The following is a 26,459-nucleotide window of genomic DNA, read 5'->3' as shown; positions in this document are numbered from 1 at the left end:
TAGAACATTAAGCGTTGGTATCGATCATTGTGCCCAACACTTCGTCAGCAGTTTCTACTGTACGAGTGTTTGCTTCAAAATTGGTCTGCCCCTGATTCAGAGAAACAAGAGAGTCCGTTGTGCTTGTAGCCGTTACGCTTTGGCTCGTTTCAGATGCGGATTCTGTCGCTGTCTGAGCACCATTAACATTGGCATTGTCCTGCTGCTGAACGTCATTGCGCCCAGATGCAGAAGCTGAAGCAATTTCCTGGCTAGCCTGAGAAACTTGCTGGTTTGCACGTTGCATACCTTGCAAGCCTGAGTTCATTGCTGCACCAATTTCCATAGTCACTCCTAATCACGCGCTGCGCGTGTTACTGCGAATGTACTTGTCAGTATCGGTCATATTTTAAACATTTTCAAGTACTGACAAGTACCGTTCATCGCAATTTTCAGCCGGCTTTATGCGTGTTGTTGAATCTGGTTCAGCAAGGCTTTCCATGAGCGTTTCTGCACTTCTAAGGCTTCTTTCATTTCATCGACCTGCTTTTTCAGCACGTCAATATCATGGTTCACATGCTCTTTTAACGCTTTAGTTTTCGTGTCCAAAAGCTTTTTACGAGCCTGATAGTAAGCCTTCAAATGCTGACCCATTTGATCATAGTGCTCCTGAGCCCTTTCAAACAGCGAATCCGGTGCTGCTTTAGCTTTCTGCTGAGCGCGTTTTAACTGCATTTGCAGCTTCGCCCGCTCTACCTGATACGGCGAGCTGCGCTTTAAGTTTTTCGCCAGACCCAGCCATTTACTGGCAACAATGAGCCATTTGGTCGGGTCAAAATGCCACCAGCGAATGCCGTTACGATAGTCCGCAGCAAAAATGTGGTGATAATTATGGTAGCCCTCGCCAAAGGTTAAAAAAGCCAGCACGCCGTTGTCGCGTGCCGTATTTTTGTCGGTATAAGGTTGTTTACCCCAAATGTGCGCCAGCGAGTTAATAAAGAAGGTTGTGTGGTGGTTCAGCACCAGGCGCAATACGCCAATAACCAGTAGCCCGGCCCATACGTCGCCCAGCATAAAGCCAGCGGCAATTGGCCAACCAAAGTTAACAAATAAGGTCAGTGGCAAGTAATACTTATGCTGCCACATAACAATTGGATCTTTCTGTAAGTCCTGAACATTGTCGTAGTCGGTATAACGACTGGCCTGATATTCACGGATCATCCAGCCTATGTGCGAGTACCAGAACCCTCGCTTAGCGGAATACGGGTCTTTGTCGTTGTCATCAACATGTTTGTGATGTTCACGATGATCAGAAGACCAGTGAAGCGCACTGTTTTGCAGTGCGACAGCACCACCAATAGCAAAAATAAAGCGAATTACGGGGTTGGCATCGTAAGTACGGTGCGCCCATAAGCGGTGGTAGCCCGCGGTAATCGATAGCCCGGCGAAACACGCCGTGCCTAACATAACCCACCAAAATGCGGCACCAATACCTACGCTGTACGCGTATAAAGGCACGCCAACAAGGGCGACGATAAAAGTAATGGCAAAAACTAAGGTGTTTAACCAGATAATGGGGGGCTTTTCAGAAATCTGTTGCATGCATATAACCTAAAACAATCAAATAAAGGCAGGTGACAAAACAGCGTACACCTGTTCGCTGAATGTACGTGTTTCTCGGTCAAATTACAAGCGGTAAAAGTGTAAAAAGCTGTGTTATCATTCTTTACACACACGCATAAATAAACGAACACTATGGCCGGAATTCGCGCAAAGCAGAAAGAGAAAACCCGACAGGCGTTAATTAACGCGGCAATGAACCAATTAAGCGCCGAAAACGGGTTCTCCAGCTTAAGCTTACGCGAAGTGGCACGCGAAGCCGGTATTGCCCCTACGTCTTTCTACAGACACTTTCGTGACATGGATGAGTTAGGACTCACTTTGGTTGATGAGTGCGGTCTGGCATTACGTCAGTTGCTTCGTCAGGCGCGCCAGAGAATCGAGTCCGGCGGTTCCATTATTAGGGTATCCATTGAAACCTTTATGCAATTTGTGGCGGACAATACTGCGACCTTCCGGCTGTTGTTGCAGGAACGTTCCGGCCGCTCGCGCAGTTTCCGTTTAGCCGTAGTGCGCGAAATTGATCACTTTAAAGCAGAGCTGGAGGACTACTTAGTAAATGAGCAGTCCTTTACCCGAGAGCTGGCCGAACTGCAATCCGATACCATAGCTAAAATTGTATTCAGCGCCGGGGCCGACTGCTTCGATGTTGATGAAGAAGAACGCGAAATTATTACCGAGAAAACAATTCAGCAAGTTCGCCTGGTTGCCAGAGGCGCCGAAGCGACTCGCCGATTATTAAAACGAGAGTCATAGAAAAACAACTTTAAACAGACAGAACACTGGAGACTTATATGCTTTTACGTGCTGTAAGCGGTATGGCATTGGCAGTTTGGGCGGTTAATTTAGACGCCCGCGAAATGTCGCTAATAGATACCGTAACCACCAAAGCCATTCGTTCAGCTCAATTATCGCCGGATGGGCAATTCACGGCTGTTATCCGCTCTACGCCCCGTACTCCGTACGAAGACGACGACGGTTCCAGCTACCGTGAGTTAGTACTTATTAACGCTGATGGCGAAGAAACTTCTTACCTGAGCAAAGATAAAAAGTTCAGCCGGGTCAGTTTTGGGCCACAAAGCGAGTACCTGTACTTTACCGCTAAAGAAGAAGGTGACGAGTACCAGGAATTATATCGCATGCCAGTACGCGGAGGCGGTGTTCAGTCAGTCTTTGAATTTGAAGGTAACATTGGCAGCTACGCACTGAGCGATGACGGTGAGCAACTGGTCTTTTTATCTTCAGGCGCAAAGGACAGTGACAAGAAAAAGCTTTCGAAAAAGGGCTTTAAAGCTGAAGTGTACGAAGAAGATTTAACCTACACTCAGGTTTACCATGTTTCTCTGGGTGACGAAGAGGCAGAAGCCAAAGCGGTTACCGCCGAAGACCAGCACGCGCTTTCGGTTAGCTTCCACCCGAATAACGAACAGTTACTGGTTCGTACCGCACCAACTTCGCTTATTGACGACAACTACATGAGCAGCCAGTATCATTTGATTGGTCTGGATGGCGAAGTTGTTAATTCGTTCGAAAGCGAAGGCAAACTGGGGCGTGCTGAATTTTCGCCGGATGGTCGTTATCTGGCTATGATCCGCGCGGCGGACTACAACGACCCGTCTGCCGGCACTTTATTTGTTTATGACACCCGCGAACAAGAGCACCGCAATGTTCTGCCGGACTACAAAGGCTCTATCAAGGACTTTAGCTGGCGGACGGATGAAGAGATTATCTGGTTAGGCCATCGCGGCACGGAGTCAGAAGTTCAGGCGTTGACGCTTAAATTCCTGGAAAGCCGTAGCCTGTTAGAAACTGGCGAAGCCATTTTCACCAGCCTGGACGGCGAAGCGGGCAAGTCAGAATTTGTGCTGACGGGTCATCGCCCCAGCCATCCAAACGAAGCCTTTAAGTACAACAACGGTCGTCTGGAGCGTTTAACGGATTCTAACCCCTGGTTAGCAGATGTTGAAATGCCGCGTCAGGAAACCATGACCTACGAAGCTCGTGACGGGCTTAGGCTGGAAGGCATTGTGGTTTATCCGACAGACTACGAAGAAGGCAAACGCTACCCATTAATGATGGTGATTCACGGCGGTCCTGAGTCGCACTACAGCAACGGCTGGTTAGACCGTTATGGTTCGCCGGTTAAGCACGCTGCCGCCAAAGGTTATGCGCTGTTCTTCCCGAATTATCGTGGCAGTACCGGACGCGGAGTTGAGTTCTCCAAACTGGGTCAGAACGACTACGCAGGTAAAGAGTTCGATGACATTGTCGATGCTAAAAAACACCTCGTTGATATCGGCCTGGCGGATGAGTCAAGCGTCGGTATTACCGGCGGTTCTTATGGCGGCTTTGCATCAGCCTGGGGCGCAACGGCACAGACCGAGCACTTTGCTGCCAGCGTCATGTTTGTCGGTATCAGCAACAACTTATCTAAGTTTGGTACCACTGACATTGCGAAAGAAATGCACGCGGTACACGCGCGCAGCTACCCATGGGACAAGTGGGAATGGTACTTAGAGCGCAGCCCAATTTTCCACGCAGAAAAGGCCCGCACGCCAATTCTTATCATGCACGGTAAAGAAGACACCCGTGTACACCCTTCTCAGTCAATGGAGCTCTACCGTTACCTGAAGACTCACGGTAACGTGCCGGTTCGCTTAGTGCTTTACCCCGGCGAAGGCCACGGTAACCGTAAAGTTGCAGCACAGCTGGACTACAGCATGCGTCTAATGCGCTGGATGGATAGCTTCCTGGTTGAGAAAGCCGAAGAGAAACCATCGTTTGAGCTGCCACACGCTGAGCAGCTGAAGTAAGAATACCTCTAATAAAAAGCCGGGAGCTGTGAAGCGTCCCGGCTTTTTTGTTCCTTCAACTTCTTTATTTACCGGCGACAGCTCGCCAAATTTCTTTCCAGCCTGGTTCTTTACCATAGTACTGAATGCCCATGGCGAATAAACGCCCGGCAACACTACGCATCCAGTAAACGAAGGCCGCCAGCAATACCAGGCTCAGCAACCACTCCCATACTGCAACGTCAGTTTGCAGCAAGCGCGCAGGCATCATTGCGAATGAACTGATCGGAATAATGCTCATCACCGTTGCGATGGTGGAGTCTGGCTCACCAATCACACTGAAGCTTAAAAACACCGGCAACAGCGGTACCAGCATTACGGTACTGCGGGACGAGTGATTCGGGTCATCAATAGTTGCCGAAAAGCCAGCCAGCATGGCGTTGATTAAAACTGTTCCCAGCACCACAAAGATAATACTGAGCAGAGTCGTTCCCACGCCCCAGTCCAGGCCCGAACCACCGTCTTCTGAAAAGGCGGCGATCACCATGCTCACGCCCAGAATCATTAATCCAATAAAGGTCATGGATTTAATACTGTGCAGCGTAATACCAATTATTTTTCCGTCCATCCACTGCGTAGGTGTCACAATCGTCAGCAACTGTTCCGTCACACGTTGCTGCTTCTCGGCAGTAATCGACATCATCATCAATCCAAAACCGGTGAAAACGCCGACCATGATCACCATCAGTAACATGGTGGCGGAAGCGTCGCTGGCATCGTCTATCGAAGCGTCTTCGCTTTCTTCAATAGCAAAGGTTATGTCGGGTTTCTCATTAATGACTGTGCGCTCTTCCGGCGTCAGTGACAGTTGTTGAATACGAAGAGTCTGCAACTGCTCCTGCAGCTCGCTGCGTAACTCCTGCTGCCAGCTTTGTGACTTCTTCACCCAAACCTTAGCGGTTAACTCGGGTGTAATCACAATCAAGGTATCTAAGTCTTCTGGTAGCTGCGTTTGCCACTTTTCCACTTCCATGGTGCCGGCGCTACGAAGGGTTAAGTCTTTTGGCGCCTTGAATTCCCACGCCTGCGGCTTACCTTCCTGATAGAAAATAGCGCCCTGGTATTCATCGGAAAAAATTTGGGTAATAGCTCCCCAACCAGCACTCACCGCAAAAATCACCACTAAAAGCGCAATGGAAAACAGCTCCTGCTTCCACTTAAAAAAGCGTTTGAATTCCCACCAGGCAATAGCTTTTAACTGTTGTAAGTAACTGACTTTCATGACTGCACCTCCCCGGTTTGCTTACGTATCGTGTCCAGGTACAAGTCATGTAACCCCGGCTGAATAGGTGCAAAAGCCTTTATCGGCACCTGCTGTGCTAGCTGCGGCCACAACTGCTCAATATCGGCGTCCTTGTTAAACGTCAGTTCAACCTGCTCGTCGTTTACTTTATGAACTGAATCGACCTGTTCCACTGCCGCCCAGTTTTCCATTGCAAGCTGGGCATTGGTGGTCACCCGGTAAACCGGTTCCGGTAGTAAAGTATTGCGAATTTCCTGAAGGCTTCCCTGCGCAACAGCCTGGCCTTTATTCATTAACAGCATGGTATCGGCTAAACGTTCTACCAATGCCATCTGGTGCGCACTCAGCACCACGGTTTTGCCGCGCTCGCGCAGCTCACTAAGTACCGTCAGCACATGTTCCTGATTCACCGGATCCAAACCTGAAAACGGCTCGTCAAGAATCACCAACTGTGGGTCATGCAGCAAGGTGGCTATAAGCTGCACTTTTTGCTGGTTACCTTTAGACATCTGACGCAACGGCTCGTCTTTACGATCCGTCAGTTCAAACCGTGCCAGCCAGCTGTCAATATCGCCACGTATGTCGCTCAGCTTCAGTCCGCGCAGACTGGCAATGTAATTAAGGTTATCGAGAATGGAGCGGTCCTGATACAAGCCACGGTCTTCGGGTAAGTAAGCAAAGTCGTGGTAAGTCAGGTCTATGGTTTGACCGTTGTTCTCAACCACAATTTCGCCTTGGTCGGGGTGCGTCAAACCAACCAGCATACGAACTAAAGAGGATTTACCGGCACCATTGGGACCAAGCAGAGCCTGAATTTTTCCGGGTTGAATATCGAGTGATATTGCATCTACCGCCGTAACCGTGCGATAGCGCTTAGTGACATTATTAACTGAAAGGCGCATGTTGTTTTTCTGTTATTAGAATGTGGCGCCTATCTTAGAAACACAAAGGGCCCGTAACAAGTGTTACGAGCCCTTTAATTTGTTTCAAACTGTGACTTTACAGTTGCGGGCCTGCCGCTACCAGCGCTTTACCGTTATCGGTGTCGGTAAACTTCTCGAAGTTAGCAACGAAACGCTCAGCCAGGTCTTTGGCTCGCACATCCCACTCACCTGCGTCTTCGTAGGTGTTACGCGGGTCTAAGATGCTGCTGTCTTCAACGCCGGCTAACTGAGTTGGCATCGCTAAGTTGAAGTATGGCAGTTCGACAAATTCCGCGTCTTCAATCGAGCCGTCTAAAATAGAGTCGATGATAGCGCGGGTCGCTTTAATAGAAATGCGCTTGCCGGTACCGTTCCAGCCAGTGTTAACCAGGTAAGCTTCTGCGCCAGCCGCTTCCATACGCTTCACTAATACTTCCGCGTACTGAGTTGGGTGCAGACTTAAGAACGCCGCGCCAAAACAACTGGAGAACGTTGGCGTAGGCTCGGTTACACCGCGCTCGGTGCCTGCTAATTTGGCGGTAAAGCCAGATAAGAAATGGTACTGCGCCTGCTCTTTAGTCAGCTTAGACACCGGAGGCAATACGCCAAAAGCGTCAGCCGTCAGGAAAATCACCTTTTTCGCGTGACCCGCTTTAGACACCGGCTTCACAATGTTTTCTATGTGATGAATTGGGTAAGAAACACGCGTGTTTTCTGTTTTTGAGTTGTCGTCGAAATCAACAACACCATTTTCATCAACAGCAACATTTTCCAGCAGAGCGTCACGGCGAATGGCGTTATAAATATCCGGTTCAGCTTCTTTCGACAGGTTAATGGTTTTCGCGTAACAACCACCTTCAAAGTTGAAGACACCGTCGTCGTCCCAACCGTGCTCGTCGTCACCAATCAGTGCGCGTTTCGGGTCAGTCGACAACGTCGTTTTACCTGTGCCTGACAAGCCAAAGAAAATAGCCACATCGCCTTTTTCACCGACGTTGGCAGAGCAGTGCATAGAAGCAATACCTTTAAGCGGCAGGAAGTAGTTCATCATTGAGAACATACCTTTCTTCATTTCGCCGCCATACCAGGTGCCGCCAATCAACTGAATTTTTTCAGTTAAGTTAAACGCCACAAAGTTTTCAGAATTCAGCTCTTGTTCTTGCCACTTAGGATTAATGCACTTTGCGCCATTCATGACCACGAAGTCTGGTTCAAAATTTTCCAGCTCTTCTTCGCTTGGGCGAATGAACATGTTTTTTACAAAATGTGCCTGCCATGCCACTTCAGTAATGAAGCGAACCGCAAGACGTGTATCTTCGTTAGCACCGCAATAGGTGTCAACCACAAACAGACGTTTGTGCGACAACTGCTCAGTAACCAAACCTTTCAGTTCATTCCAGGTTTCAGTCGACAATGGTTTGTTGTCGTTCTTGCCCTGGTCAGCCCACCAGACGGTATCGCGAGTCGTGTCGTCGCGAACAATGTATTTGTCTTTGGGGGAACGTCCGGTAAAAATTCCTGTATCAACAGCAACCGCTCCAAGGTCCGTTACCGTTCCTTTTTCATAACCTTGCAGGTCATCGCGAGTTTCTTCTTTGAACAGCAGGTCATAGGACGGATTATGGACGATTTCTTCGACATCGGTGATGCCGTAGCGGCTCAGATCCAGATTTGGCATGACGTAAGGCTCCTGAGATTACGGTCTTGTTCGTTAACGTTAACAGCAGTAGCACCGCGCAAAGCATCCTGTTTTGCTGCTGGTTTACTGGTCAATTTTCAGGCCGCGAATGTTAACCCGATTCAGGTAAAAAAGATAGAGCAAAATTTTGTCAGTTCGATAGAATGCCCGCCTGACTTAAGCAAGCAGCAGTGGGTTTCTGATCATTTATGCGTGATTCTTTTCACAGCCGAATTGGCTTTATACTAGCAGCCGCGGGCTCGGCCGTTGGTCTGGGCAACATTTGGGGCTTTCCGACACAAGTGGCAAACCACGGTGGCGGCGCCTTCCTGCTGGTCTATCTTTGCGTAATCTTTATACTTGCCATACCCGCCTTATACAGTGAAATGCTTATTGGGCACAGCGCTCAGGCGAATCCGGTTCGCTCATTAACGCAGCTATCTGAAGGTCGCGCCCGCCCCATTGGTCGCCTAATGGGTTACCTGAATGTACTGGGCTCGTGCTTAATGCTGAGCTTTTACCACGTGGTTGCCGGCTGGATGTTGGTTCACGCTCTGGGCTTTTTGGCACGCGGTTTTGGCATTGAAGTTGCCGCCGAATTTTTGCTTAATAGCTCACTCACCCGCGACTTAATTTTTACCGCTGTATTTTTGCTGGCCACAGCTTATGTGGTTTTTCAGGGGGTGGAAAAAGGCATTGAACGCTGGTCGAAACGGCTGATGCCAACCCTGGTTGTTTTACTGGTTGCCCTTATTGCTTACATGCTGACGTTACCCGGGGCTGACGAAGGGCTGCAGAAATACTTAGTGCCCGACTTCAGCCTCATGACCGACACCAGCATTTTGGTTGCGGCTATGGGCCAGGCCTTCTTCTCGCTTTCTATTGGCCTGGGCGGCATGATGATTTACGGCTCTTACCTGAAGCCTGGTGCTAATTTAGGCCGCTTAAGTTTATCCGTAGCTGCGCTGGACACCTTTATTGCGTTCTTAGCTGGCCTGCTCATTATTCCCGCTTTATACGCTGGTATTCATCTGGGCGTTAATGTCGGTGAAGGTTCCCAGCTTATTGGCGAAGGCCAGCTCATTTTTGCGGTATTGCCAGAGCTCTTTAACAGCATGGGCGTAGCCGGACCTTTCGTTGCTTTCGCATTCTTTATCTTACTCAGTATCGCCGCTTTGACTTCAACCATTGCTCAGGCCGAAGTCCCGGTCTCTTACTGCATTGAAGAACGTGAGCTAAAACGCCCTGCGGCAACGGCTTTATCACTGGGGGTTATCGCAACCTTCTCGCTGTTATTAATCTTGTTTTTTGAGCCGCTGTTTGGCTGGGTTGTCACGGCAGTTACTCAGTTTCAGTTGCCGCTGTCAGGGTTATTCTACTTGCTGGTGGTCGGTTGGTTATGGCACCGCAGCAACCACTTAAAAGCTATTGCTGCGGGAAGTCTCGGTTTAACTTTATTACGCTGGCATATTCGTTATTTATGCCCGGTGCTAATGAGCATTGTGTTTTATCACGTCGCTTTTAGTTAAACCAAGTTAACTTTTACCGGGACGTTTTCCGGAAAATTTTTGCCCTAATGCTGACGCCACCCGGGCGTCAGTGAATCCGGAAACGTCGCCGCCGTGTAAAGCGACCTCTTTCACCAGCGACGAAGAAATAAACGAGTTTTCCTCTGCCGGTGTTAAAAAGACACTTTCCAGGTTCGGGTCTAAACGCCGGTTCATGTTGGCTAACTGGAACTCATATTCAAAGTCTGAAACCGCCCGTAACCCTCGAATCAGCACCGTTGCATCGTACTCATGCGCAAAGTCCACCAATAACCCGGAAAAGCCTACGACGGTGACATTATCGAGGTCTTCAGTGACCTGCTGCGCTAATAAAACGCGTTCTTCCAGACTGAATAGTGGCTTCTTGCTCGGGCTTTCTGCAATACCCACCACAATTTCACTAAACAGAGTTGAAGCACGCTCAATTAAGTCGGCGTGGCCGTTTGTAATAGGATCAAAAGTCCCCGGATAAATTGCTCGGCGGTGCATAGCGTCTCCTAAACCGTGATTGAGCCATTCTTAATTTTCAATAAAGAGTACACGCAAGTGCACACTAAACAAAAGCCCGATATTCAAATTAAGGATGCGAGTTACGACTAACATCAGTAAACTAGAGGGTAATTTACGTTTTCAAATAGTGGAGTAAAAAGATGAGCTCAGCCTTTTATCAGCAATTGGCCGACCAACTGGCCGAAACCAAAGCCGAAGGCCTTTACAAGAAAGAACGTATTATCAGTTCGGACCAAAGCTCGGAAATTACGGTTAATGACCGCAAGGTACTCAACTTCTGCGCCAACAACTACTTAGGGCTGGCAAACCACCCGGACTTAATTAAAGCCGCCAAACAGGGCCTGGACGAGCATGGCTTTGGTACGGCTTCTGTCCGTTTTATTTGCGGCACTCAGGATATTCACAAAACGCTGGAACAAAAACTGAGCGAGTTTTTGGGCACTGAAGACACCATTTTGTATTCATCATGTTTTGATGCGAACGGTGGCTTATTCGAAACCCTAATGGGCCCGGAAGACGCTATTATTAGTGACGAGCTTAACCACGCCAGCATCATTGACGGTATTCGTCTGAGTAAGTCCAAGCGCTACCGCTACAAAAACAACGACCTGGAAGATTTGGAAGCACAGCTTAAACAAGCTGACGCGGACGGCGCACGCCACAAATTAATTGCTACCGACGGTGTGTTCTCTATGGACGGCGTTATTGCCAACTTAAAAGGCATTTGCGACTTAGCCGACAAATACGACGCGCTGGTGATGATGGACGACTGCCATGCCACTGGCTTCTTAGGTGAGAACGGTAAAGGTACGCATGAATACTGCGACGTGATGGGTCGTGTCGACATTATCACCGGCACCTTAGGTAAAGCTCTGGGCGGTGCATCTGGTGGTTACACTTCAGGCAAGAAAGAAGTGATTGACTGGTTACGCCAGCGCTCACGCCCTTATTTATTTTCTAACTCAGTAGCGCCAGCCATTGTGCAGGCATCGATTCGTGTACTGGATATGCTGGCCGAAGGCCATGAGCTGCGCAGCCAACTGTGGGAAAATGCCAGCTACTTCCGTGAGCAAATGACTAAAGCCGGCTTTACTTTGAGCGGCGCGGATCACGCTATTATTCCGGTCATGGTAGGCGATGCCAAACTGGCCTCAGAAATGTCGGACCGCCTGTTAGAAGAAGATATTTATGTGATCGGCTTTTCGTTCCCTGTCGTTCCTAAAGGCAAAGCCCGTATCCGCACACAAATGTCGGCGGCTCACACACGCGAACAACTGGATCGCACCATTGAAGCCTTTACCCGCATTGGTAAAGAGCTGGGTGTGATTTAAGGAGTAAAGAATGAAAGCTTTGTCAAAATTGCACGCAAAACCGGGCATCTGGATGACCGACGTTGAAAAGCCCGAGTGTGGCTACAACGATTTGCTGATTAAAATTAAGAAAACCGCCATTTGCGGAACCGACGTTCACATTTACAAATGGGACGACTGGTCGCAGAAAACCATTCCGGTGCCTATGGTAGTGGGTCACGAATACGTGGGTGAAGTTGCCGCTATGGGTGACGGTGTTCGCGGCTTTGAGATTGGTGACCGCGTTTCCGGCGAAGGCCACATTACTTGTGGTCACTGCCGTAATTGTCGTGCCGGCCGTCGTCATTTGTGCCGTAACACCTATGGCGTTGGCGTAAATCGCCCTGGCGCTTTCGCAGAATACTTAGCACTACCGGCTGAAAACGCCTTCAAACTGCCAGATGACGTCACTGACGAAATGGCGGCGGTATTCGACCCATTCGGCAATGCCGTTCACACCGCTCTGGCTTTTGACCTGGTGGGCGAAGACGTACTGATTACTGGCGCCGGCCCTATCGGCATTATGGCAGCAGCCGTTGCCCGTCATGTGGGCGCACGCCATGTGGTTATTACTGACGTAAATGAATACCGTCTAGACTTAGCTCGTAAAATGGGCGTTACCCGCGCAGTGGACGTTAGCAAAGAAAAACTGTCTGACGTCATGACTGAGCTCGGCATGAAGGAAGGCTTTGACGTGGGTCTGGAAATGTCAGGCGTACCTTCAGCGTTTTCACAAATGCTGGAAGCTATGAACCACGGCGGCAAGGTCGCCATGCTGGGCATTCCGCCAGAGAACGTCGCCATTGACTGGAATCAGGTCATTTTCAAAGGCCTGGTCATTAAAGGTATTTACGGTCGTGAAATGTTCGAAACCTGGTACAAAATGGCCAGCTTACTGCAGTCAGGACTGGATATTTCACCGATATTAACGCACGAAATGCCCATAGATGACTTTGAGAAAGGTTTTGAAACCATGATTTCAGGCCAGTCGGGCAAAGTCATACTGAACTGGGACTAATAGGTAAATGAGCAATTATCAGCTAATGGAATTACCCATCGCCGTTGAGCATTGGCAAAATAACGAAGCGGTTTTTGTTGATATCCGTGACCCGCAGTCTTTTGCTGCGGGGCATATTCCGGGTTCTCAACACCTGGATAACAGCAACCTGCCGCAATTCCTGAACTCAGTTGATAAAAACCAAAAAGTGATTGTGGTTTGCTATCACGGCATTAGCAGTCAGGGCGCCGCTGACTACATAGCAGGCAACGGTTTCACCGATGTGCACAGCATGGACGGTGGCTATACGGCCTGGTCCATGTCTTTTCCTGAACACACTGAAAGGACCTAAACCATGCGACGATTGCTCAGCAGCCGCGACTCAGACTGGATGCACAAGCTGTATCAGTATCTACGTCAGCAAGGCATGCCAGTCAGCGTTACCGAACGCGGTGAGCAATTGGAATTGTGGTTACACCAAAGCAGCTATGAAGCCGCTGCTAAGACATTGATTCAACAGTTTAAAGATAACCCGGAGCTAGCCGCTGAACCGGTACAGGAGAAGGCTGCCACGGCATCGCATTCAACCTCTTTGTCTTTTAGTTTACTGAAACAAAGTGGCTGGTTAACGCGTATCGTTGCGGTATTGACCTTGCTGGTATTTGCAGCCATTCAGATGTACCCGGAAACCATTCTGGATACGCTAAAAATCAGCATCTACTTTTCAGCTCTGCCTTATGAGCAGCCGTGGCGCTTTATTACCCCGGTACTCATGCACTTTACGGCGCTGCACCTGGTGTTTAACTTGTTCTGGTGGTGGTATCTGGGTGGACGAGTTGAGCGCTCTCTCGGGTTCTCCTGGTTACTGGCTCTGCTGTTATTTTGTGGCATTACAGCCAACGTTATTCAGTATTTATTTAATGGACCTAACTTTGGCGGCCTGTCAGGGGTGGTTTATGGCTTGCTTGGCTTTTGCTGGGTATACAGCTTTAACCGCCCAACCCCGCTTTATCTGCCACCGGGCCTTATTATCTTTATGCTGCTTTGGCTGGTCATTGGCTACACCGACATGTTGTGGGTCAATGTGGCCAACGAGGCGCACTTAGCCGGACTCATTTCCGGCTGCTTTGCCGGCTTTGTGGTGCGTTGGTTAAACCCTAAAATACGGCAACTCTACTGATAAATGTATTTAGTGAAAATAACATCGCGGATAACCGGGTTACCCGTTTCCTGCTGCATGAGTTCCTGCGCTCGCTCCACACACTTTAAGCGCAACTGATCACGGCCGGTCATCGTCCTGACCTGACGTTCGGTTGCGGTACTTAAAATTGAGACAAAGGCATTGCGCAATAACGGCGCGTGATGCTCAACCACACTAATGTAGCTGGGGTCAGGCACCATCACTTCAATGGCGACTCGAATAAACCCAAGCCGGTAATCATTACCTTCTTTCAGGTAATTCGTGGTGATGTCCGGTTCAAAACCATAGTAAGAGACATCCTGTGCTGAGGCAGAAGAAACACTGCTGCACCAAAGAAAAATACTTGCTACTACTGTTATCAGAAGTTTCATAGCCCTACCCGGCCCGATTGCTGTTCAATTAAATTCTCTCTGCTATCATAGCGACAGAGCTTAATAACGCCAACACAAATGACAACAGAGTTTTATCCAACACCCGCTTTTCCGGTTAGCGAAGCGCTGCAGTGGTCGCCCCCACAACAATTCGAGTTAACAGCTGAGCAGGCCGACTGGCTGCTTTACGAAGGTTCGTTAACGCAACGTCTGAAAGAAGTCGGTGGAAATTTTTCGGTAAAATTACTGGGGCAGCAGGTATTGGAACCTACCCCTGAAGAAAAGCAACGACTTAACCTTAACTGCAACGTCGTAGTTCGTGAAGTTCTACTATACTGTGATAAGCAGCCGTGGGTTTTTGCCCGAAGTCTGTTTTCGCCAAGCGCGGAGCAAGCCAGTACGCTGAACTTACAGCAGCTTGGCAATCAGTCACTGGGTGAGTCCTTGTTTGCCCGCAGCGATTTACACTGCGGCGATATAGAAGTTGCAGCGGTTGGTGGTGATCACCCAGTTGCACAATTGAATCAGCGATGGTTTCAAAAGAGCCGCACGCTGCTTGGCAGACGAAGAATGTTTTCAACCGCGGGCGAACAGTTGTTGGTCAGTGAGATATTCCTTGAGCCGTCGTCACTGTATTCAGCGTCTGAAACTTTTCGTCGCAATAAAAGGAGTTAGCATGCAAAAGTTAGCCGCATTTTGGCAGTTAATGAGAGCAGACCGTCCTATTGGCACCTACCTACTTGCCTGGCCCACTATTTGGGCTCTGATGATAGCCGGTGCCGGTAACCCTCCCATGCGTATTGTGGTTATCTTCCTGCTGGGAACTTTTGTTATGCGGTCAGCCGGCTGCGTTATTAATGACTTTGCTGATCGTAACTTCGACGGCCATGTTCGCCGCACTCGTCAACGACCTATTCCGGCCGGTAAAATATCGGCAACAGAGGCCATGATAGGCTTTATTGCTCTGTTAGCAATTGCCTTTGGTCTTGTCATGCAGCTTAATACTCAGACCGTTATGCTCAGCTTTTTTGCCGCTGGTGTCGCTGCGCTTTATCCATTTTGTAAACGCTGGACTCATCTGCCACAAGTGGTTCTCGGTATTGCCTTCAGTTTTGGTATTTTAATGGCCTTTACTGCACTGGAATCTGAGCAGTGGTTAATCGCCGGGCTATTATTCCTGACCAATGTTATCTGGACCGTAGCCTATGATACCGAGTACGCCATGGCTGACCGCGAGGACGACCTAAAGATTGGGCTGCAGAGCACCGCTATTTTATTCGGCCGGTTTGATCGCTTGGCCATTGGCCTTATGCAGTTAGTTTCTCTGGCGCTGCTGGCCTGGGTGCTTTATTTATTATCCGCCGAAATATGGGCCTGGCTGGGTTTAGCCGTGGTATTGCTTCTGTTCGGATACCAACATTGGCTGATACGGCACAGAGAGCCCGGAAAATGCTTCCAGGCTTTTCTGCATAACCACTATGTTGGCATGGTGTTCGCTATAGGTTTAGCGCTGCACTACTGGTTCTAGTCACTCTGTTTTTGTTCGTCATCGGTTGGTGCTTTTAACTGTTGAACAAAGTGCTCAACCGACTGGCGAATGGTCTGCAGTACCGGACCATCGATAAGCTCATCTACCTGATCGCTTAACTCACCTACCGGTTGCGCAGCAATTTGCTGACCATCGTCGTCAATTTCCACCAGGCCTTGCTGTTTTAAACTGGCAATCAAAGTCGACATGACTTTCTTGTCGTAAAATTCCGGCGCATCAATACCGTGAATTGAGCTTAAACGCTCAGCCAGTGTAATTGATTGCTTCTCCAGGTCGGCACGCATAATTGGCTGCGCCTGTTGCAACAGCTCCAGCACGATACAGTAACGTTGCAGAGTTTCACTGGCACTGTTAGCTAATAAGCGTAAACGATACCACTCGGCACTCTCGCGCTGCGCAATAGTACAGATGCCGTCTTCCAGTGTGATCAGATTTTGCCGCGCCAGTTCCTCTGCTAAGGCTTCTGTCCACAAAGGAAGGTCATCCGCATTGTGGCTTAGGTATAACTCCGCCTTGAGCGAAGGATAAATTGCCTGAGTGCGTGCCGCTATCTCCGCTACGCTGACTTTCTTTTTCGCCATAATAATGGAAGCCACAATGCCCGGCACAACCATCATATGCAGTATATTATTGCGATAGTAAGTCATCGCAATGGCCGACATCCGCTCCAGTGAAATTACCTCACCCATGGTGTCACTACTGACGGTGAACTTGTCTGTCCTGAGAGCCTGTTGCCATAATTCTTCCGGCGTTTCTTCAGGAACACTCACTAAATTGCTGTAGGGCACTTCACGCAGAACCCCCAGATACACTTCTAACTGCGCTAAAAGCTCTTCTTTTAATAACGCATGGTGCTCAGAGCTTAATAACGCCAAAGCGGTCAGGTTAACGCTGTTGGCGGCCGCTGAATCGTTGATACCCTGCATTACTTGCTCCGCTAAACCATTTACCACCGGGTTAAGCCAGTTAGGTCGCTCAGGCTCCTGCGCGCCACGGGTAACAGACTGATGCCAGGTGGGTGCCTTTTTGTCTAAATGGTGTTTCAGGTTGATGGGCTGCCCAAAAGTTACAAAACCCTGTCCAAAGTTCTTTAGTTTTGTCACGGTTTTCAGAATTTGAAATACCGACTCTTTTTCTTTGTCCTTACCTTTGAGTTCTTTCAGGTAAGTCGACACTTCCATAATGTGCTCATAGCCAAGGTACACGGGTACCAGCGACACAGGACGCTGCTGGTCTCGCAGCATGCCCTGAACGGTCATTGCCAGCATACCGGTTTTAGGCGGTAATAAGCGGCCGGTTCTGGAGCGGCCACCTTCGCTGAAGTATTCCACCGGGTAGCCTTTTTGAAACAACCAACACAAATATTCACGAAAAACGGCTGAATACAGTTTGTTACCCCGGAAGCTGCGGCGAATAAAGAACGCGCCGCCACGGCGGAAAATCCCCCCAACAGGAAAGAAGTTAAGGTTAACCCCTGCGGCAATATGCGGCGGTACCAGTCCCTCTTTATAAATCACATAGCTCAGCAGTAAATAATCCATATGACTGCGGTGGCAAGGGACGTAAATAATTTCATGCCCTTGTTGTGCCAACCTTCGGATAGTATCGCCACCTTTGACATGAATACCGTTATAAATACGGTTCCACATCCAGGTCATAAAGCGGTCAAGTACACGAACTAAGGTCGAACTGTAATTCGCTGCAATTTCATCAATGTAAGATAAGGCACGCTTACGCGCTGCTTCTTCGCTGATTTTCTTACCCCGGGCTTCATCTGCTACAGCCTTTTTTAAGGCAGGGGTATCAATCAGTGCTGCCATTAGTTCTTTTCTGTGACTTAACTTAGGACCGGCAACAGCGTGACGCATACGCACAAAGTGCACCCGTGCAACTCGCGCCAATTTATGGGCGATGCGCATATCGGTACCATGGTCATGTGCCATTGTACCCAGACTGACAGCTCGCGAGAAACGAAGTAAAACCTGGCGACCAGAAAACAACACCAACCAAAACTTGCGCCAGTGGCCCGGGTTATCAAGGTCACCTGTCATAGCGTTACCGGCATTGGCTTCCTGCCCGGCCTGACGTCCCCAGAACACACCTGCAGGAACAAGCTGCACGTCGAGCTCTGCATTGTCTTTGTGTAAGGTCAGCAATTGATGAAATTCTGAAACGGTCTGCTCGGAGGTTTCTTCAGCAAACTCTTCGAGGAACATAATTCGGTCATAGCTTTTACCGTCAACCACTAAAGGCTCGGTCGGGTCAGGCAGGCCTCGTTTTGCTGCAGCTCTTTGTAAAATGGATAAGTCTGCTTTCGACGTTGAGCGCATGACATACACAATGGGCTTAGCAATTGTGGTTTCATGCTCTTCTTCAGTACCGTCCCAAATTTCCTGAAAGCGTGTTAACCAACGCAACGGGTACTTAAAGACTGGGTAAAAGCGACTTATTCCTTTCATACTTAGACCTCTGTTTTAAACAGAAAGATAGGATACCAACTTCGTTTAAATTTGTCGTTCAAGAAATTACTTGCGAAATGAATTTACCTGTATATACTCACAGTATCACTGTACAAATAAACAGGTACATTATGCGCCCGTTAACACCAAGACAATCTGAAATCCTTGAACTTATTAAGGATAACCTACACGCCACTGGTATGCCGCCAACGCGTGCAGAAATAGCTCATAAGCTGGGCTTTCGTTCTGCCAACTCCGCAGAAGAACATTTAAAAGCTCTGGCACGCAAAGGGGTTATTGAAATTTTACCCGGTATGTCGCGCGGTATTCGTCTTGTAGCCGATGACTACGACATCGCTGATGGCCTACCGTTAATTGGCCAGGTTGCAGCCGGGGAGCCCTTGCTGGCCGAACAGCACGTTGAAGGTCATTACAAAATTGACGAGTCTCTATTTCATCCTGCTGCCAGCTTCTTATTGAAAGTAAACGGCATGAGCATGAAAGACATTGGTATTTTAGACGGCGACTTACTGGCTGTGCATAAAACCGAGCAAGCTCGTAACGGCCAGATAGTCGTTGCCCGCGTAGAAGACGATGTCACTGTAAAGCGTTTTGAACAGCGTGGAAAAACTATTTTGCTTCATCCTGAAAATGAAGATTTCTCGACCATTACTGTCAATCTGGCAGAGCAGGTTTTTGCCATTGAAGGACTTGCCGTCGGTGTTATCAGAAACGGAGCGACCTTATGAAAACTCAACATCAGCACAAATTACATCACCCAGGTCTTTGGACTGCCGAAAATACAGCGCCATCGTTCCAGTTAGATGCTAAAAACACGCAGGACGCAATTGACGTCGACAAGCTGTCCCCTGTTGTTCAGCAGGCTTTGCAACAAAAGCCAAGCCAATGGGTAACGGTTATTGGCGGCGACAAAGACGTGATTCAACAGCTTATTGCTTGTGGTGTTGCTGAATCGCAAATTCGCTGGTTGCGCAGCCACTCAGCCGAACGCTGCGAGTGGGCGCTGGAACAGGCTCTACTGGCCGGTACCAGCAGTATGGTTATCGGTTATTTGGACTCAGTTTCTAACCGTACCTGGCAGCGTGCTCGTATGGCCAGTAAATTGAGTGAAACACAATATTTTCTGTTTGATAAAAACACACTGACATCCCACCTGCACTAATCCCACTTTGTTTGTGTGTTTTATCCCCCAAGGCTGCTTTTGCAGCCTTTTTTTAACAGATCCGTCTATTTTTTGTGCATTTGTTTGATTTGATCTGGATCTTTGGTTGTAAATTCGTTAATAAATGCACTACCCGACTATAAAAATAATATAACAACGATAACTACAACAAAGAGTCAGTAGAGAAAGCGATTTCTGGGGAGAAGCTGTACCTTTTTCTGCTTACCTCTTTGTTCTTCTATTTCAGGCTAGCGAAATTATTTGCTGTCTCATTGAAGAATAAGAGGAGAAGCCACGTGAAAATGAAGCCTTTGTGGGCACTATTGGCGCTAACGAGTCTACCGGCTGCTGCTCAGTCGCGTCTCAATTTGACCCAAGGTGTCACTGAAGTGAGTAACCGGGTTTACGATCTCCACATGACCATCTTTTACATTTGCTGTGTAATTGGTGTGGTCGTATTCGGTCTCATGTTTATTTCGATGATCCGACACCGGAAGTCTAAAAACCCTAACCCTGCAAATTTCCACGAGAACGTTAAAGTCGAAATTGCCTGGACTATTGTGCCTTTACTTATACTGGTAGGCATGGCCATTCCTGCAACAACGACCTTAATTGCCATGGAAGACACTTCCGATGCTGACGTTACTGTCCAGGTAACAGGTTCGCAGTGGAAATGGCACTACAAGTACTTTGAGAACGACGTGGAATTCTTCAGTCGTTTAGCCACTCAACAAGAACAAATTGATAATAAATTTGAGAAAGGCGAAAACTACTTGTTAGAAGTGGACCGTCCATTGGTTATTCCAACCGATAGAAAAGTTCGCTTCCTGGTCACTTCAGACGACGTTATTCACAGTTGGTGGGTTCCTGACTTTGCCGTTAAGAAAGACGCTAACCCGGGCTTTATTAATGAAACCTGGACTAAAGTCGACGAACCCGGTATTTACCGCGGTCAGTGTGCAGAGCTTTGCGGTAAAGATCACGGCTTCATGCCTGTCGTTGTTATAGCAAAAGAACCTGCTGAATATGAAAAATGGATTACCGAGAAAGAAGCTGAGCAAAAGGCGGCACGGGAACGTGAACAAGAATTGCTTGCTATGGAGATGTCGGAAGATGAACTGATGGATCTCGGTGAAAAAATTTACAACAGCACCTGTGCTGCTTGTCACCAGGCCAACGGCCAGGGCGTCAACGGAGTATTCCCTGCATTAGCGGGCTCCGGCGTTTCTGTGGATCCCGAAGCCAAAGATCAGCACATAGACATCGTTGTTAATGGCGTAACCGGCACAGCTATGCAGGCCTTTGGAAGCCAGCTGTCCATGCGCGAATTAGCTGCGGTAATCACCTACGAGCGTAACGCTTGGGGTAATGATACCGGACAGCTGATTCAGGCCGCCGATATTAACGAAGTCATGAATCAATAAGGAGACGGTGATGAGCACTACAGTGGAAGAGACACATCACGACACACACCACGATCATAAGCCGTCGGGTATTGGTCGCTGGCTATTTACAACGAACCACAAAGACATTGGCTCAATGTACTTGTGGTTTAGCTTCATTATGTTTTTGACCGGTGGCGCCATGGCCATGGTCATTCGTGCTGAACTATTTCAACCAGGCTTACAGTTGGTCGAGCCGCATTTCTTTAATCAGATGACCACGGTCCATGGCCTTATAATGGTTTTTGGTGCGGTCATGCCTGCTTTTACCGGGCTTGCTAACTGGATGATCCCGATGATGATTGGTGCGCCCGATATGGCGTTGCCACGTATGAATAACTGGAGCTTCTGGATTCTGCCATTCGCTTTCATTATCTTATTGGGCTCGTTATTTATGGAGGGTGGTGGCCCTGCCTTCGGCTGGACATTCTATGCACCGCTTTCAACCACCTACAGCTCGGACTCAACCGCGTTGTTCGTGTTCTCAATACACATTATGGGTATTTCATCCATCATGGGTGCCATTAACGTGATAGTCACTATCATGAACATGCGCGCACCGGGTATGAATTACATGAAAATGCCATTGTTTGTGTGGACCTGGCTGATTACCGCCTTCCTGCTTATTGCGGTTATGCCAGTATTGGCCGGTGCGGTTACCATGGTACTGACCGATAAGTACTTTGGCACCAGTTTCTTTGACGCTGCAGGCGGTGGTGACCCAGTTATGTTCCAGCATATTTTCTGGTTCTTCGGGCACCCGGAAGTCTACATTATGATTTTGCCGTCCTTCGGTATTATCTCCGCCATTATTCCGGCCTTTACCCGAAAACGACTCTTTGGCTACGCATCCATGGTTTACGCCACGGCAGCCATTGCCTTACTGTCTTTCCTGGTGTGGGCTCACCATATGTTCACTACCGGTATGCCAGTATTTGCTGAGCTCTTCTTCATGTACTGTACGATGCTCATTGCGGTGCCGACCGGGGTCAAAATCTTTAACTGGGTTGCCACCATGTGGCGTGGCTCAATGACCTTTGAAACCCCCATGCTGTTCGCCCTGGCGTTCGTTATTCTGTTTACCATTGGAGGTTTCTCCGGCTTGATGCTGGCGATTACGCCAGTCGATTTCCAGTACCACGACACATATTTCGTAGTGGCTCATTTTCATTATGTTCTGGTGACAGGTGCGATTTTCTCCATCATGGCGGCCTCTTATTACTGGCTACCGAAATGGACAGGTCATATGTACGACACCACACTGGCGAAGACCCACTTCTGGACATCGCTTATTTCCGTTAACGTGCTGTTCTTCCCAATGCACTTTGCGGGGCTGGCCGGTATGCCGCGGCGTATCCCGGATTACGCTACGCAGTTTGCGGATATTAACCAGATAGCAAGTATCGGTGGTTTTGCCTTCGGTTTGTCACAATTGATCTTCCTTTGGGTAGTTATCAAATGTGTCAAAGGCGGCGAGAAAGCAGAAGCTAAGCCATGGGATGGTGCAGAGGGACTGGAGTGGACCGTTCCATCACCAGCGCCTTATCACACCTTCGAAAAACCACCGAAAGTGGAGTGATGACTCATGTCTGATCAGCGCCCCGACAACAGCATTCTGGTTAAGCGACTGTTACTGACAGTCGCCGGGATGTTTGCCTTCGGCTTCGCGCTGGTACCGCTTTACGATGTATTTTGTGAAGTGACAGGCTTTAACGGCCGTACCAGCAATGAAGCCGCGGTTTATCAAGAGGTAGAAGTCGATGAATCGCGTACGGTTAACGTTCAATTTATTACGCGGAATGCTAAGGGCATTCCGTGGAAATTTGAGCCCTCAACCAAACAAGTCAAAATTCATCCGGGTGAGGTTAAAGTCGTTAACTTTCTAGCGTCTAACCCGACCTCTTCCAATATGGTCGCACAGGCTATCCCATCGGTTGCACCGGCTGAAGCCTCGCTTTACCTCAATAAAGTGGAGTGCTTTTGCTTTAACCAACAGCCTTTAGCTGCGGGTGCTGATACAGAAATGCCAATGCAATTTTATCTGGATCCGGATATTCCGGACCACATCAACACATTAACCCTGTCATACACGCTGTACGATATGACAGCCAATACGTCGGCTGAGCAAATGGCTCAGCTGTTAAAAACAGAATAAGGAAACGACGTTATGGCAGAACAACAGAGTTATTATGTTCCTGCTTCCAGCCCCTGGCCAATTGTTGGCGCAGTTGGGTTAGGCTTAATTGCCTGGGGCGCGGGACACACCGTTATCGATATGAGTAAAGAGCAGGATGGTTACGGCAGTACCGTATTAACCATTGGTTTAATCGTTATAGCCGTCATGCTCTTTGGTTGGTTTCGCGACCAAATTAACGAGTCCATGAGTGGCAAGTACAGCGACCAGTTAGGTGTTTCTTATAAGCAAGGCATGAGTTGGTTTATTTTCTCCGAGGTGATGTTCTTTGCGGCCTTCTTCGGTGCTCTGTTTTACGCTCGTGTTATAGCCGTTCAATGGCTGGGCGGTGACAGCAATAACGCCATGACCAATGAGGTCCTATGGCCGGAGTTTGTCGCTCACTGGCCTTTGGTTAACACCCCGGGTGGCACTGAGACTCAGGCAATGGGTTGGTACGGCCTGCCTGCTATTAACACCATTATCCTGCTAATTAGCTCGGTAACCTGTCACTTTGCCCATACGGGTCTGGAGCAAAATAAACGCAAACAGCTGACAGCCATGCTGGGCATTACCATTATCCTGGGTTGTATCTTCCTGTACTTACAAGGTGCAGAGTACGTTCACGCCTACGAAGAGCTTGGCTTGGCACTTGACTCAGGTATATACGGTAATACCTTTTACATGCTGACCGGATTCCACGGTATGCACGTCACCCTGGGTACCGTCATGCTTATTGTCATGTTCCTGCGGGTTCTGAAAGGTCACTTTACACCGGATAACCACTTTGCATTTCAGGCAACGAGTTGGTACTGGCACTTTGTCGATGTCGTCTGGCTATGCCTTTTTGTCGTGGTGTACGTTCTGTAAAAAAAAAAGAAAACGCCCCGGTTAATAGGGGCGTGGATTTAAAGGTAAGAAACCACTGGCGGTCGCCGCTATCAGTATGACAAAGATAACGGCGGCTACTCCCACTCGCTTTCCCAAATAATGGGACATAGGTGGTTTGTCCGGGTCGTTCCGCAGCATACTAAATAACGCCCTGAACAGGTTCACCACCATATATGCTAACAGCAGTACAATAATGATTTTAAAAAAGACCAACATACGTTTTCCTCTTGTCGCTACGTTAGTTACTCTGCTGGCAATTGCGTTATTGGTCAAGTTAGGTTTTTGGCAGCTTGAACGCGCTGAACAAAAACGCCAGCTGTTTAGCGACTATGAGCAACAACTCTCAAGCGGTGAAGCGACCAAACTCGACCGTCTGGCTGAGGTGTCACCTGAAAACGATCGCTTTCGCTATGTGGAAATGAATGGTGAATTTGTTCCACAACCCATTTTCCTTCTCGATAACCAAATTCAAGACGGCACCGTTGGTTATCAGGTAATTGCGCTGTTCCAGCCACAGGCAATGTCTGAAAATTATGTTCCGGTTAATATGGGGTGGCTACCAGCACCGGCTTCCAGACAGTCATTACCGGAAGTGAATATTCCTTCAGGTCAGCATAGGCTAACCGGTTTTCTGTACTTTCCTTCCAACAATCAATTTGTAAATAACACTTACGAGACCGACTTAGCTGATAGCAAAATTCGGGTGCAGGAGTTTCAGCCGAACGCCATAGCAAAACAACTCGATATGTCATTAACCGATTATACCTTTTTACTTGAGTCGCCAGAAACTATGGGCTGGAGCCGCGACTGGAAACCTCAGGTAATGTCACCGGAAAAACACCAGGGTTACGCCATTCAGTGGTTCTCACTGGCAATTGCCTGTTTGGTGATTTTCCTATTTGCTGTTATAAAACTGAATAAACAACCAAAAAAAGAGGAGACCCGATGAGCTCCCTGAATCGCTCTCGACGCGCCATTATTATTGTTTTCGTTGCCTTTATTGTCCCGTTACTAGCGGCCTGGCTGATTTTGTCACAGAACTGGTATGAAGCGGGCACCAATAAAGGCACCCTGCTGCAGCCGCCTATAACCCTAGATAAACAAACCGACCAACTACCGGAAGGCTGGCAATTGGGTTATGTCGCACCCAAAAACTGTGGCACAACCTGTGAAAATACCTTGTACGTTATGAATCAGGTCGACGTGGCTATTGGTAAAGACACCGAACGCCTGACTCCAGTGGTGCTTCACCAAAGCGAGAATGCACAGTCAGAGTTTAATCACAGCGCACCTCACATTACGCAACTGGTAACACCGCAGCTCATTGAACAATTAAGCGAACTGCCGGAAAACACCGTCTTTATAATCGATCCTATGCACAACGTTATGCTTTATTACCCAACTCACTCGGATAAAGAGCAGATGATAACAGAAGGTAAAAACGTGCTGGCGGATCTTCGTAAACTGCTTAAATTGTCCAGAATTGGGTAGGAAAATCACATGCGTTTACTGGTAAAAATTAGCGTTTTTTTTGCTTTTGTCGTTATTGTTCTTGGCGCATTTACCCGGCTGACTGAGGCTGGCCTGGGTTGTCCGGACTGGCCGGGTTGCTACGGCTTTTTGGGTGTTCCCTCTCAGGCAGAGCACATTCAGGAAGCTCAACTTCGATTTCCAGATGCCCCGGTTGAGCAGGGTAAAGCCTGGAATGAAATGGTGCACCGCTACTTTGCCGGCACCTTAGGCTTACTGATTCTGGCTATTGCTATCATCGCCTGGATTAAAGGCCGCCGTTATAGCCATTACCCTACGCCGGTAAAATTACCCACCTTGTTGCTGGGGCTGGTCATATTCCAGGCAGCTCTGGGCATGTGGACAGTGACCATGAATTTGCAGCCACTTATAGTGATGGGACATCTGTTAGGGGGCTTTTCAGTCATATCACTGCTGTATTTGTTGTCTTTGCGTCTGTCGTCGTTCCGGCTTGCGGGGGGAGATTCAGAGCTAAGGCGCTACAGAGGGCTGGCTTTCTTCACCTTATTAGTTGTTATTGGGCAAATAGCTCTGGGGGGCTGGGTTGCAGCCAATTACGCCGCCGTCGCCTGTACTGACCTGCCTTTTTGCGAAGGTAACTGGACCGCACAACTGGACTTTGCCGGCGCTTTTAGCATACCAGAGGCCGATACCTATCAGTACGGTGCCCATGACTACAACGACCGCATGACCATGCATGTCATGCATCGAGTTGGCGCCATTATTACCTTTTTAGTGGTCTGTGCTTTACTCTTTAAATGTTGGAGAAAAGCAAAGTCGCAGTTTTTCCGCCGCTCATTAATTGTTATTGGCTTGTTATTGTCTTTGCAAATTCTGCTCGGTATTAGTAACGTAGTCTTTCAATTACCGCTTTGGAATGCAGTAGCGCACAATGCTGTTGGGGCTTTGTTGTTACTGTCGATGGTTGGGTTGAATTACAACCTGTCCAGAAAAGCGTAGAG

General features: G+C 48.5%; 27 protein-coding genes. 18 read left to right on the top strand and 9 right to left on the bottom strand.

Going from position 1 to position 26,459, the window contains the following annotated elements; genetic code table 11:
* Positions 1-7: 7 nt before the first annotated feature.
* Positions 8-325: a flagellar basal body rod C-terminal domain-containing protein gene (locus K5X84_RS01310; protein WP_054490787.1), complete on the bottom strand. Its 318-nt coding sequence runs from the start codon at positions 323-325 to the stop codon at positions 8-10.
* Between the two features lie 116 nt (positions 326-441).
* Positions 442-1,581 carry a fatty acid desaturase gene (locus K5X84_RS01305; RefSeq protein ID WP_054490789.1) on the bottom strand — a complete coding sequence of 380 codons (1,140 nt, stop codon included), beginning with the start codon at positions 1,579-1,581 and terminating at the stop codon, positions 442-444.
* A 153-nt stretch (positions 1,582-1,734) separates the two neighbouring features.
* Between K5X84_RS01305 and fabR the strand changes: the two genes are divergently transcribed.
* Both fabR and K5X84_RS01295 read left to right on the top strand, forming a co-directional pair.
* A complete protein-coding gene (fabR, locus tag K5X84_RS01300) occupies positions 1,735-2,355 on the top strand; it encodes an HTH-type transcriptional repressor FabR (RefSeq protein ID WP_054490791.1) in 621 nt (206 codons plus the stop codon).
* A gap of 38 nt (positions 2,356-2,393) precedes the next feature.
* Positions 2,394-4,412 (top strand): S9 family peptidase, encoded by a 2,019-nt coding sequence (locus K5X84_RS01295; RefSeq protein WP_222236337.1) that lies wholly within the window; start codon positions 2,394-2,396, stop codon positions 4,410-4,412.
* Positions 4,413-4,476: 64 nt separating this feature from the next.
* Here K5X84_RS01295 and K5X84_RS01290 read toward each other — a convergent pair whose 3' ends face one another.
* The 3 genes from K5X84_RS01290 to pckA form a co-directional block, all read right to left on the bottom strand.
* Positions 4,477-5,673, bottom strand: a complete 1,197-nt coding sequence (locus tag K5X84_RS01290) for an ABC transporter permease (RefSeq protein WP_054490795.1) — start codon at positions 5,671-5,673, stop codon at positions 4,477-4,479.
* A complete protein-coding gene (locus K5X84_RS01285; RefSeq protein WP_222236335.1) occupies positions 5,670-6,596 on the bottom strand; it encodes an ABC transporter ATP-binding protein in 927 nt (308 codons plus the stop codon). Before K5X84_RS01285 ends, K5X84_RS01290 begins: the two co-directional genes overlap by 4 nt.
* Positions 6,597-6,693: 97 nt before the next feature.
* Positions 6,694-8,295: a phosphoenolpyruvate carboxykinase (ATP) gene (gene pckA, locus K5X84_RS01280; RefSeq protein WP_222236333.1), complete on the bottom strand. Its 1,602-nt coding sequence runs from the start codon at positions 8,293-8,295 to the stop codon at positions 6,694-6,696.
* Positions 8,296-8,504: 209 nt separating this feature from the next.
* Between pckA and K5X84_RS01275 the strand changes: the two genes are divergently transcribed.
* Positions 8,505-9,824, top strand: a complete 1,320-nt coding sequence (locus K5X84_RS01275; protein ID WP_054490802.1) for a sodium-dependent transporter — start codon at positions 8,505-8,507, stop codon at positions 9,822-9,824.
* Positions 9,825-9,830: 6 nt separating this feature from the next.
* On the opposite strand, the gene coaD is transcribed toward K5X84_RS01275, so the two are convergent.
* Positions 9,831-10,331, bottom strand: coding sequence for a pantetheine-phosphate adenylyltransferase (gene coaD / locus K5X84_RS01270; protein ID WP_199494448.1), 501 nt, complete (start codon positions 10,329-10,331; stop codon positions 9,831-9,833).
* A gap of 161 nt (positions 10,332-10,492) precedes the next feature.
* On the opposite strand from coaD, the gene K5X84_RS01265 reads away from it, so the two are divergent.
* The 4 genes from K5X84_RS01265 to K5X84_RS01250 are packed head-to-tail and all read left to right on the top strand — an operon-like array spanning position 10,493 to position 13,878.
* Complete coding sequence (locus K5X84_RS01265; protein WP_222236331.1) at positions 10,493-11,683, top strand: glycine C-acetyltransferase; 1,191 nt, start codon at positions 10,493-10,495, stop codon at positions 11,681-11,683.
* A 10-nt stretch (positions 11,684-11,693) separates the two neighbouring features.
* Positions 11,694-12,719, top strand: coding sequence for an L-threonine 3-dehydrogenase (gene tdh, locus K5X84_RS01260; RefSeq protein ID WP_199494450.1), 1,026 nt, complete (start codon positions 11,694-11,696; stop codon positions 12,717-12,719).
* 7 nt (positions 12,720-12,726) lie between these two features.
* Positions 12,727-13,050 (top strand): thiosulfate sulfurtransferase GlpE, encoded by a 324-nt coding sequence (gene glpE / locus K5X84_RS01255; RefSeq protein ID WP_222236329.1) that lies wholly within the window; start codon positions 12,727-12,729, stop codon positions 13,048-13,050.
* A gap of 3 nt (positions 13,051-13,053) precedes the next feature.
* Entirely contained in the window at positions 13,054-13,878 is an 825-nt protein-coding gene (locus K5X84_RS01250; protein ID WP_222236328.1) for a rhomboid family intramembrane serine protease, read from the top strand.
* Here the strand turns inward: K5X84_RS01250 and K5X84_RS01245 are convergent.
* Positions 13,872-14,270, bottom strand: coding sequence for a flagellar basal body-associated protein FliL (locus tag K5X84_RS01245; RefSeq protein ID WP_054490815.1), 399 nt, complete (start codon positions 14,268-14,270; stop codon positions 13,872-13,874). The genes K5X84_RS01250 and K5X84_RS01245 overlap by 7 nt on opposite strands.
* Positions 14,271-14,348: 78 nt before the next feature.
* Between K5X84_RS01245 and K5X84_RS01240 the strand changes: the two genes are divergently transcribed.
* Both K5X84_RS01240 and ubiA read left to right on the top strand, forming a co-directional pair.
* Complete coding sequence (locus tag K5X84_RS01240; RefSeq protein WP_222236327.1) at positions 14,349-14,945, top strand: chorismate--pyruvate lyase family protein; 597 nt, start codon at positions 14,349-14,351, stop codon at positions 14,943-14,945.
* A gap of 1 nt (position 14,946) precedes the next feature.
* Positions 14,947-15,798 carry a 4-hydroxybenzoate octaprenyltransferase gene (gene ubiA, locus K5X84_RS01235; RefSeq protein WP_222236325.1) on the top strand — a complete coding sequence of 284 codons (852 nt, stop codon included), beginning with the start codon at positions 14,947-14,949 and terminating at the stop codon, positions 15,796-15,798.
* On the opposite strand, the gene plsB is transcribed toward ubiA, so the two are convergent.
* On the bottom strand, positions 15,795-18,278 hold the full coding sequence (plsB, locus tag K5X84_RS01230; RefSeq protein WP_199494454.1) for a glycerol-3-phosphate 1-O-acyltransferase PlsB: 2,484 nt from the start codon (positions 18,276-18,278) through the stop codon (positions 15,795-15,797). The genes ubiA and plsB overlap by 4 nt on opposite strands.
* 131 nt (positions 18,279-18,409) lie before the next feature.
* On the opposite strand from plsB, the gene lexA reads away from it, so the two are divergent.
* The 6 genes from lexA to K5X84_RS01200 all read left to right on the top strand — a co-directional run bounded on the left by lexA (position 18,410) and on the right by K5X84_RS01200 (position 23,946).
* A complete protein-coding gene (gene lexA / locus K5X84_RS01225; protein WP_054490824.1) occupies positions 18,410-19,027 on the top strand; it encodes a transcriptional repressor LexA in 618 nt (205 codons plus the stop codon).
* On the top strand, positions 19,024-19,461 hold the full coding sequence (locus K5X84_RS01220; protein WP_199494455.1) for an SOS-response cell division inhibitor: 438 nt from the start codon (positions 19,024-19,026) through the stop codon (positions 19,459-19,461). Before lexA ends, K5X84_RS01220 begins: the two co-directional genes overlap by 4 nt.
* Before the next feature lie 302 nt (positions 19,462-19,763).
* Positions 19,764-20,885 (top strand): cytochrome c oxidase subunit II, encoded by a 1,122-nt coding sequence (gene coxB, locus K5X84_RS01215; protein ID WP_199494502.1) that lies wholly within the window; start codon positions 19,764-19,766, stop codon positions 20,883-20,885.
* Positions 20,886-20,895: 10 nt separating this feature from the next.
* Entirely contained in the window at positions 20,896-22,482 is a 1,587-nt protein-coding gene (ctaD, locus tag K5X84_RS01210; protein ID WP_054490828.1) for a cytochrome c oxidase subunit I, read from the top strand.
* Positions 22,483-22,488: 6 nt separating this feature from the next.
* Positions 22,489-23,058, top strand: a complete 570-nt coding sequence (locus K5X84_RS01205; protein WP_054490830.1) for a cytochrome c oxidase assembly protein — start codon at positions 22,489-22,491, stop codon at positions 23,056-23,058.
* A 12-nt stretch (positions 23,059-23,070) separates the two neighbouring features.
* Positions 23,071-23,946 carry a cytochrome c oxidase subunit 3 gene (locus K5X84_RS01200; RefSeq protein WP_199494456.1) on the top strand — a complete coding sequence of 292 codons (876 nt, stop codon included), beginning with the start codon at positions 23,071-23,073 and terminating at the stop codon, positions 23,944-23,946.
* 21 nt (positions 23,947-23,967) lie between these two features.
* Here the strand turns inward: K5X84_RS01200 and K5X84_RS01195 are convergent, their stop codons facing one another.
* Entirely contained in the window at positions 23,968-24,138 is a 171-nt protein-coding gene (locus K5X84_RS01195; protein ID WP_233399506.1) for a DUF2909 domain-containing protein, read from the bottom strand.
* 22 nt (positions 24,139-24,160) lie between these two features.
* Here K5X84_RS01195 and K5X84_RS01190 point away from each other — a divergent pair, with 22 nt between their 5' ends.
* From K5X84_RS01190 to K5X84_RS01180, 3 genes are read left to right on the top strand one after another with little or no spacing between them, the layout of a single operon-like run.
* Complete coding sequence (locus K5X84_RS01190; RefSeq protein ID WP_222236324.1) at positions 24,161-24,916, top strand: SURF1 family protein; 756 nt, start codon at positions 24,161-24,163, stop codon at positions 24,914-24,916.
* Entirely contained in the window at positions 24,913-25,458 is a 546-nt protein-coding gene (locus K5X84_RS01185; RefSeq protein WP_222236323.1) for a hypothetical protein, read from the top strand. Before K5X84_RS01190 ends, K5X84_RS01185 begins: the two co-directional genes overlap by 4 nt.
* A gap of 9 nt (positions 25,459-25,467) precedes the next feature.
* Positions 25,468-26,457 (top strand): COX15/CtaA family protein, encoded by a 990-nt coding sequence (locus K5X84_RS01180; RefSeq protein WP_199494459.1) that lies wholly within the window; start codon positions 25,468-25,470, stop codon positions 26,455-26,457.
* Positions 26,458-26,459: the final 2 nt, after the last annotated feature.

This window comes from Idiomarina abyssalis (assembly GCF_019797805.1).
In the GTDB taxonomy this organism is placed as follows: Bacteria; Pseudomonadota; Gammaproteobacteria; order Enterobacterales; family Alteromonadaceae; genus Idiomarina; species Idiomarina abyssalis.
The sequence above is the reverse complement of the archived record's forward strand: the minus strand, read 5'-3'. Positions and strand labels throughout refer to the sequence as shown.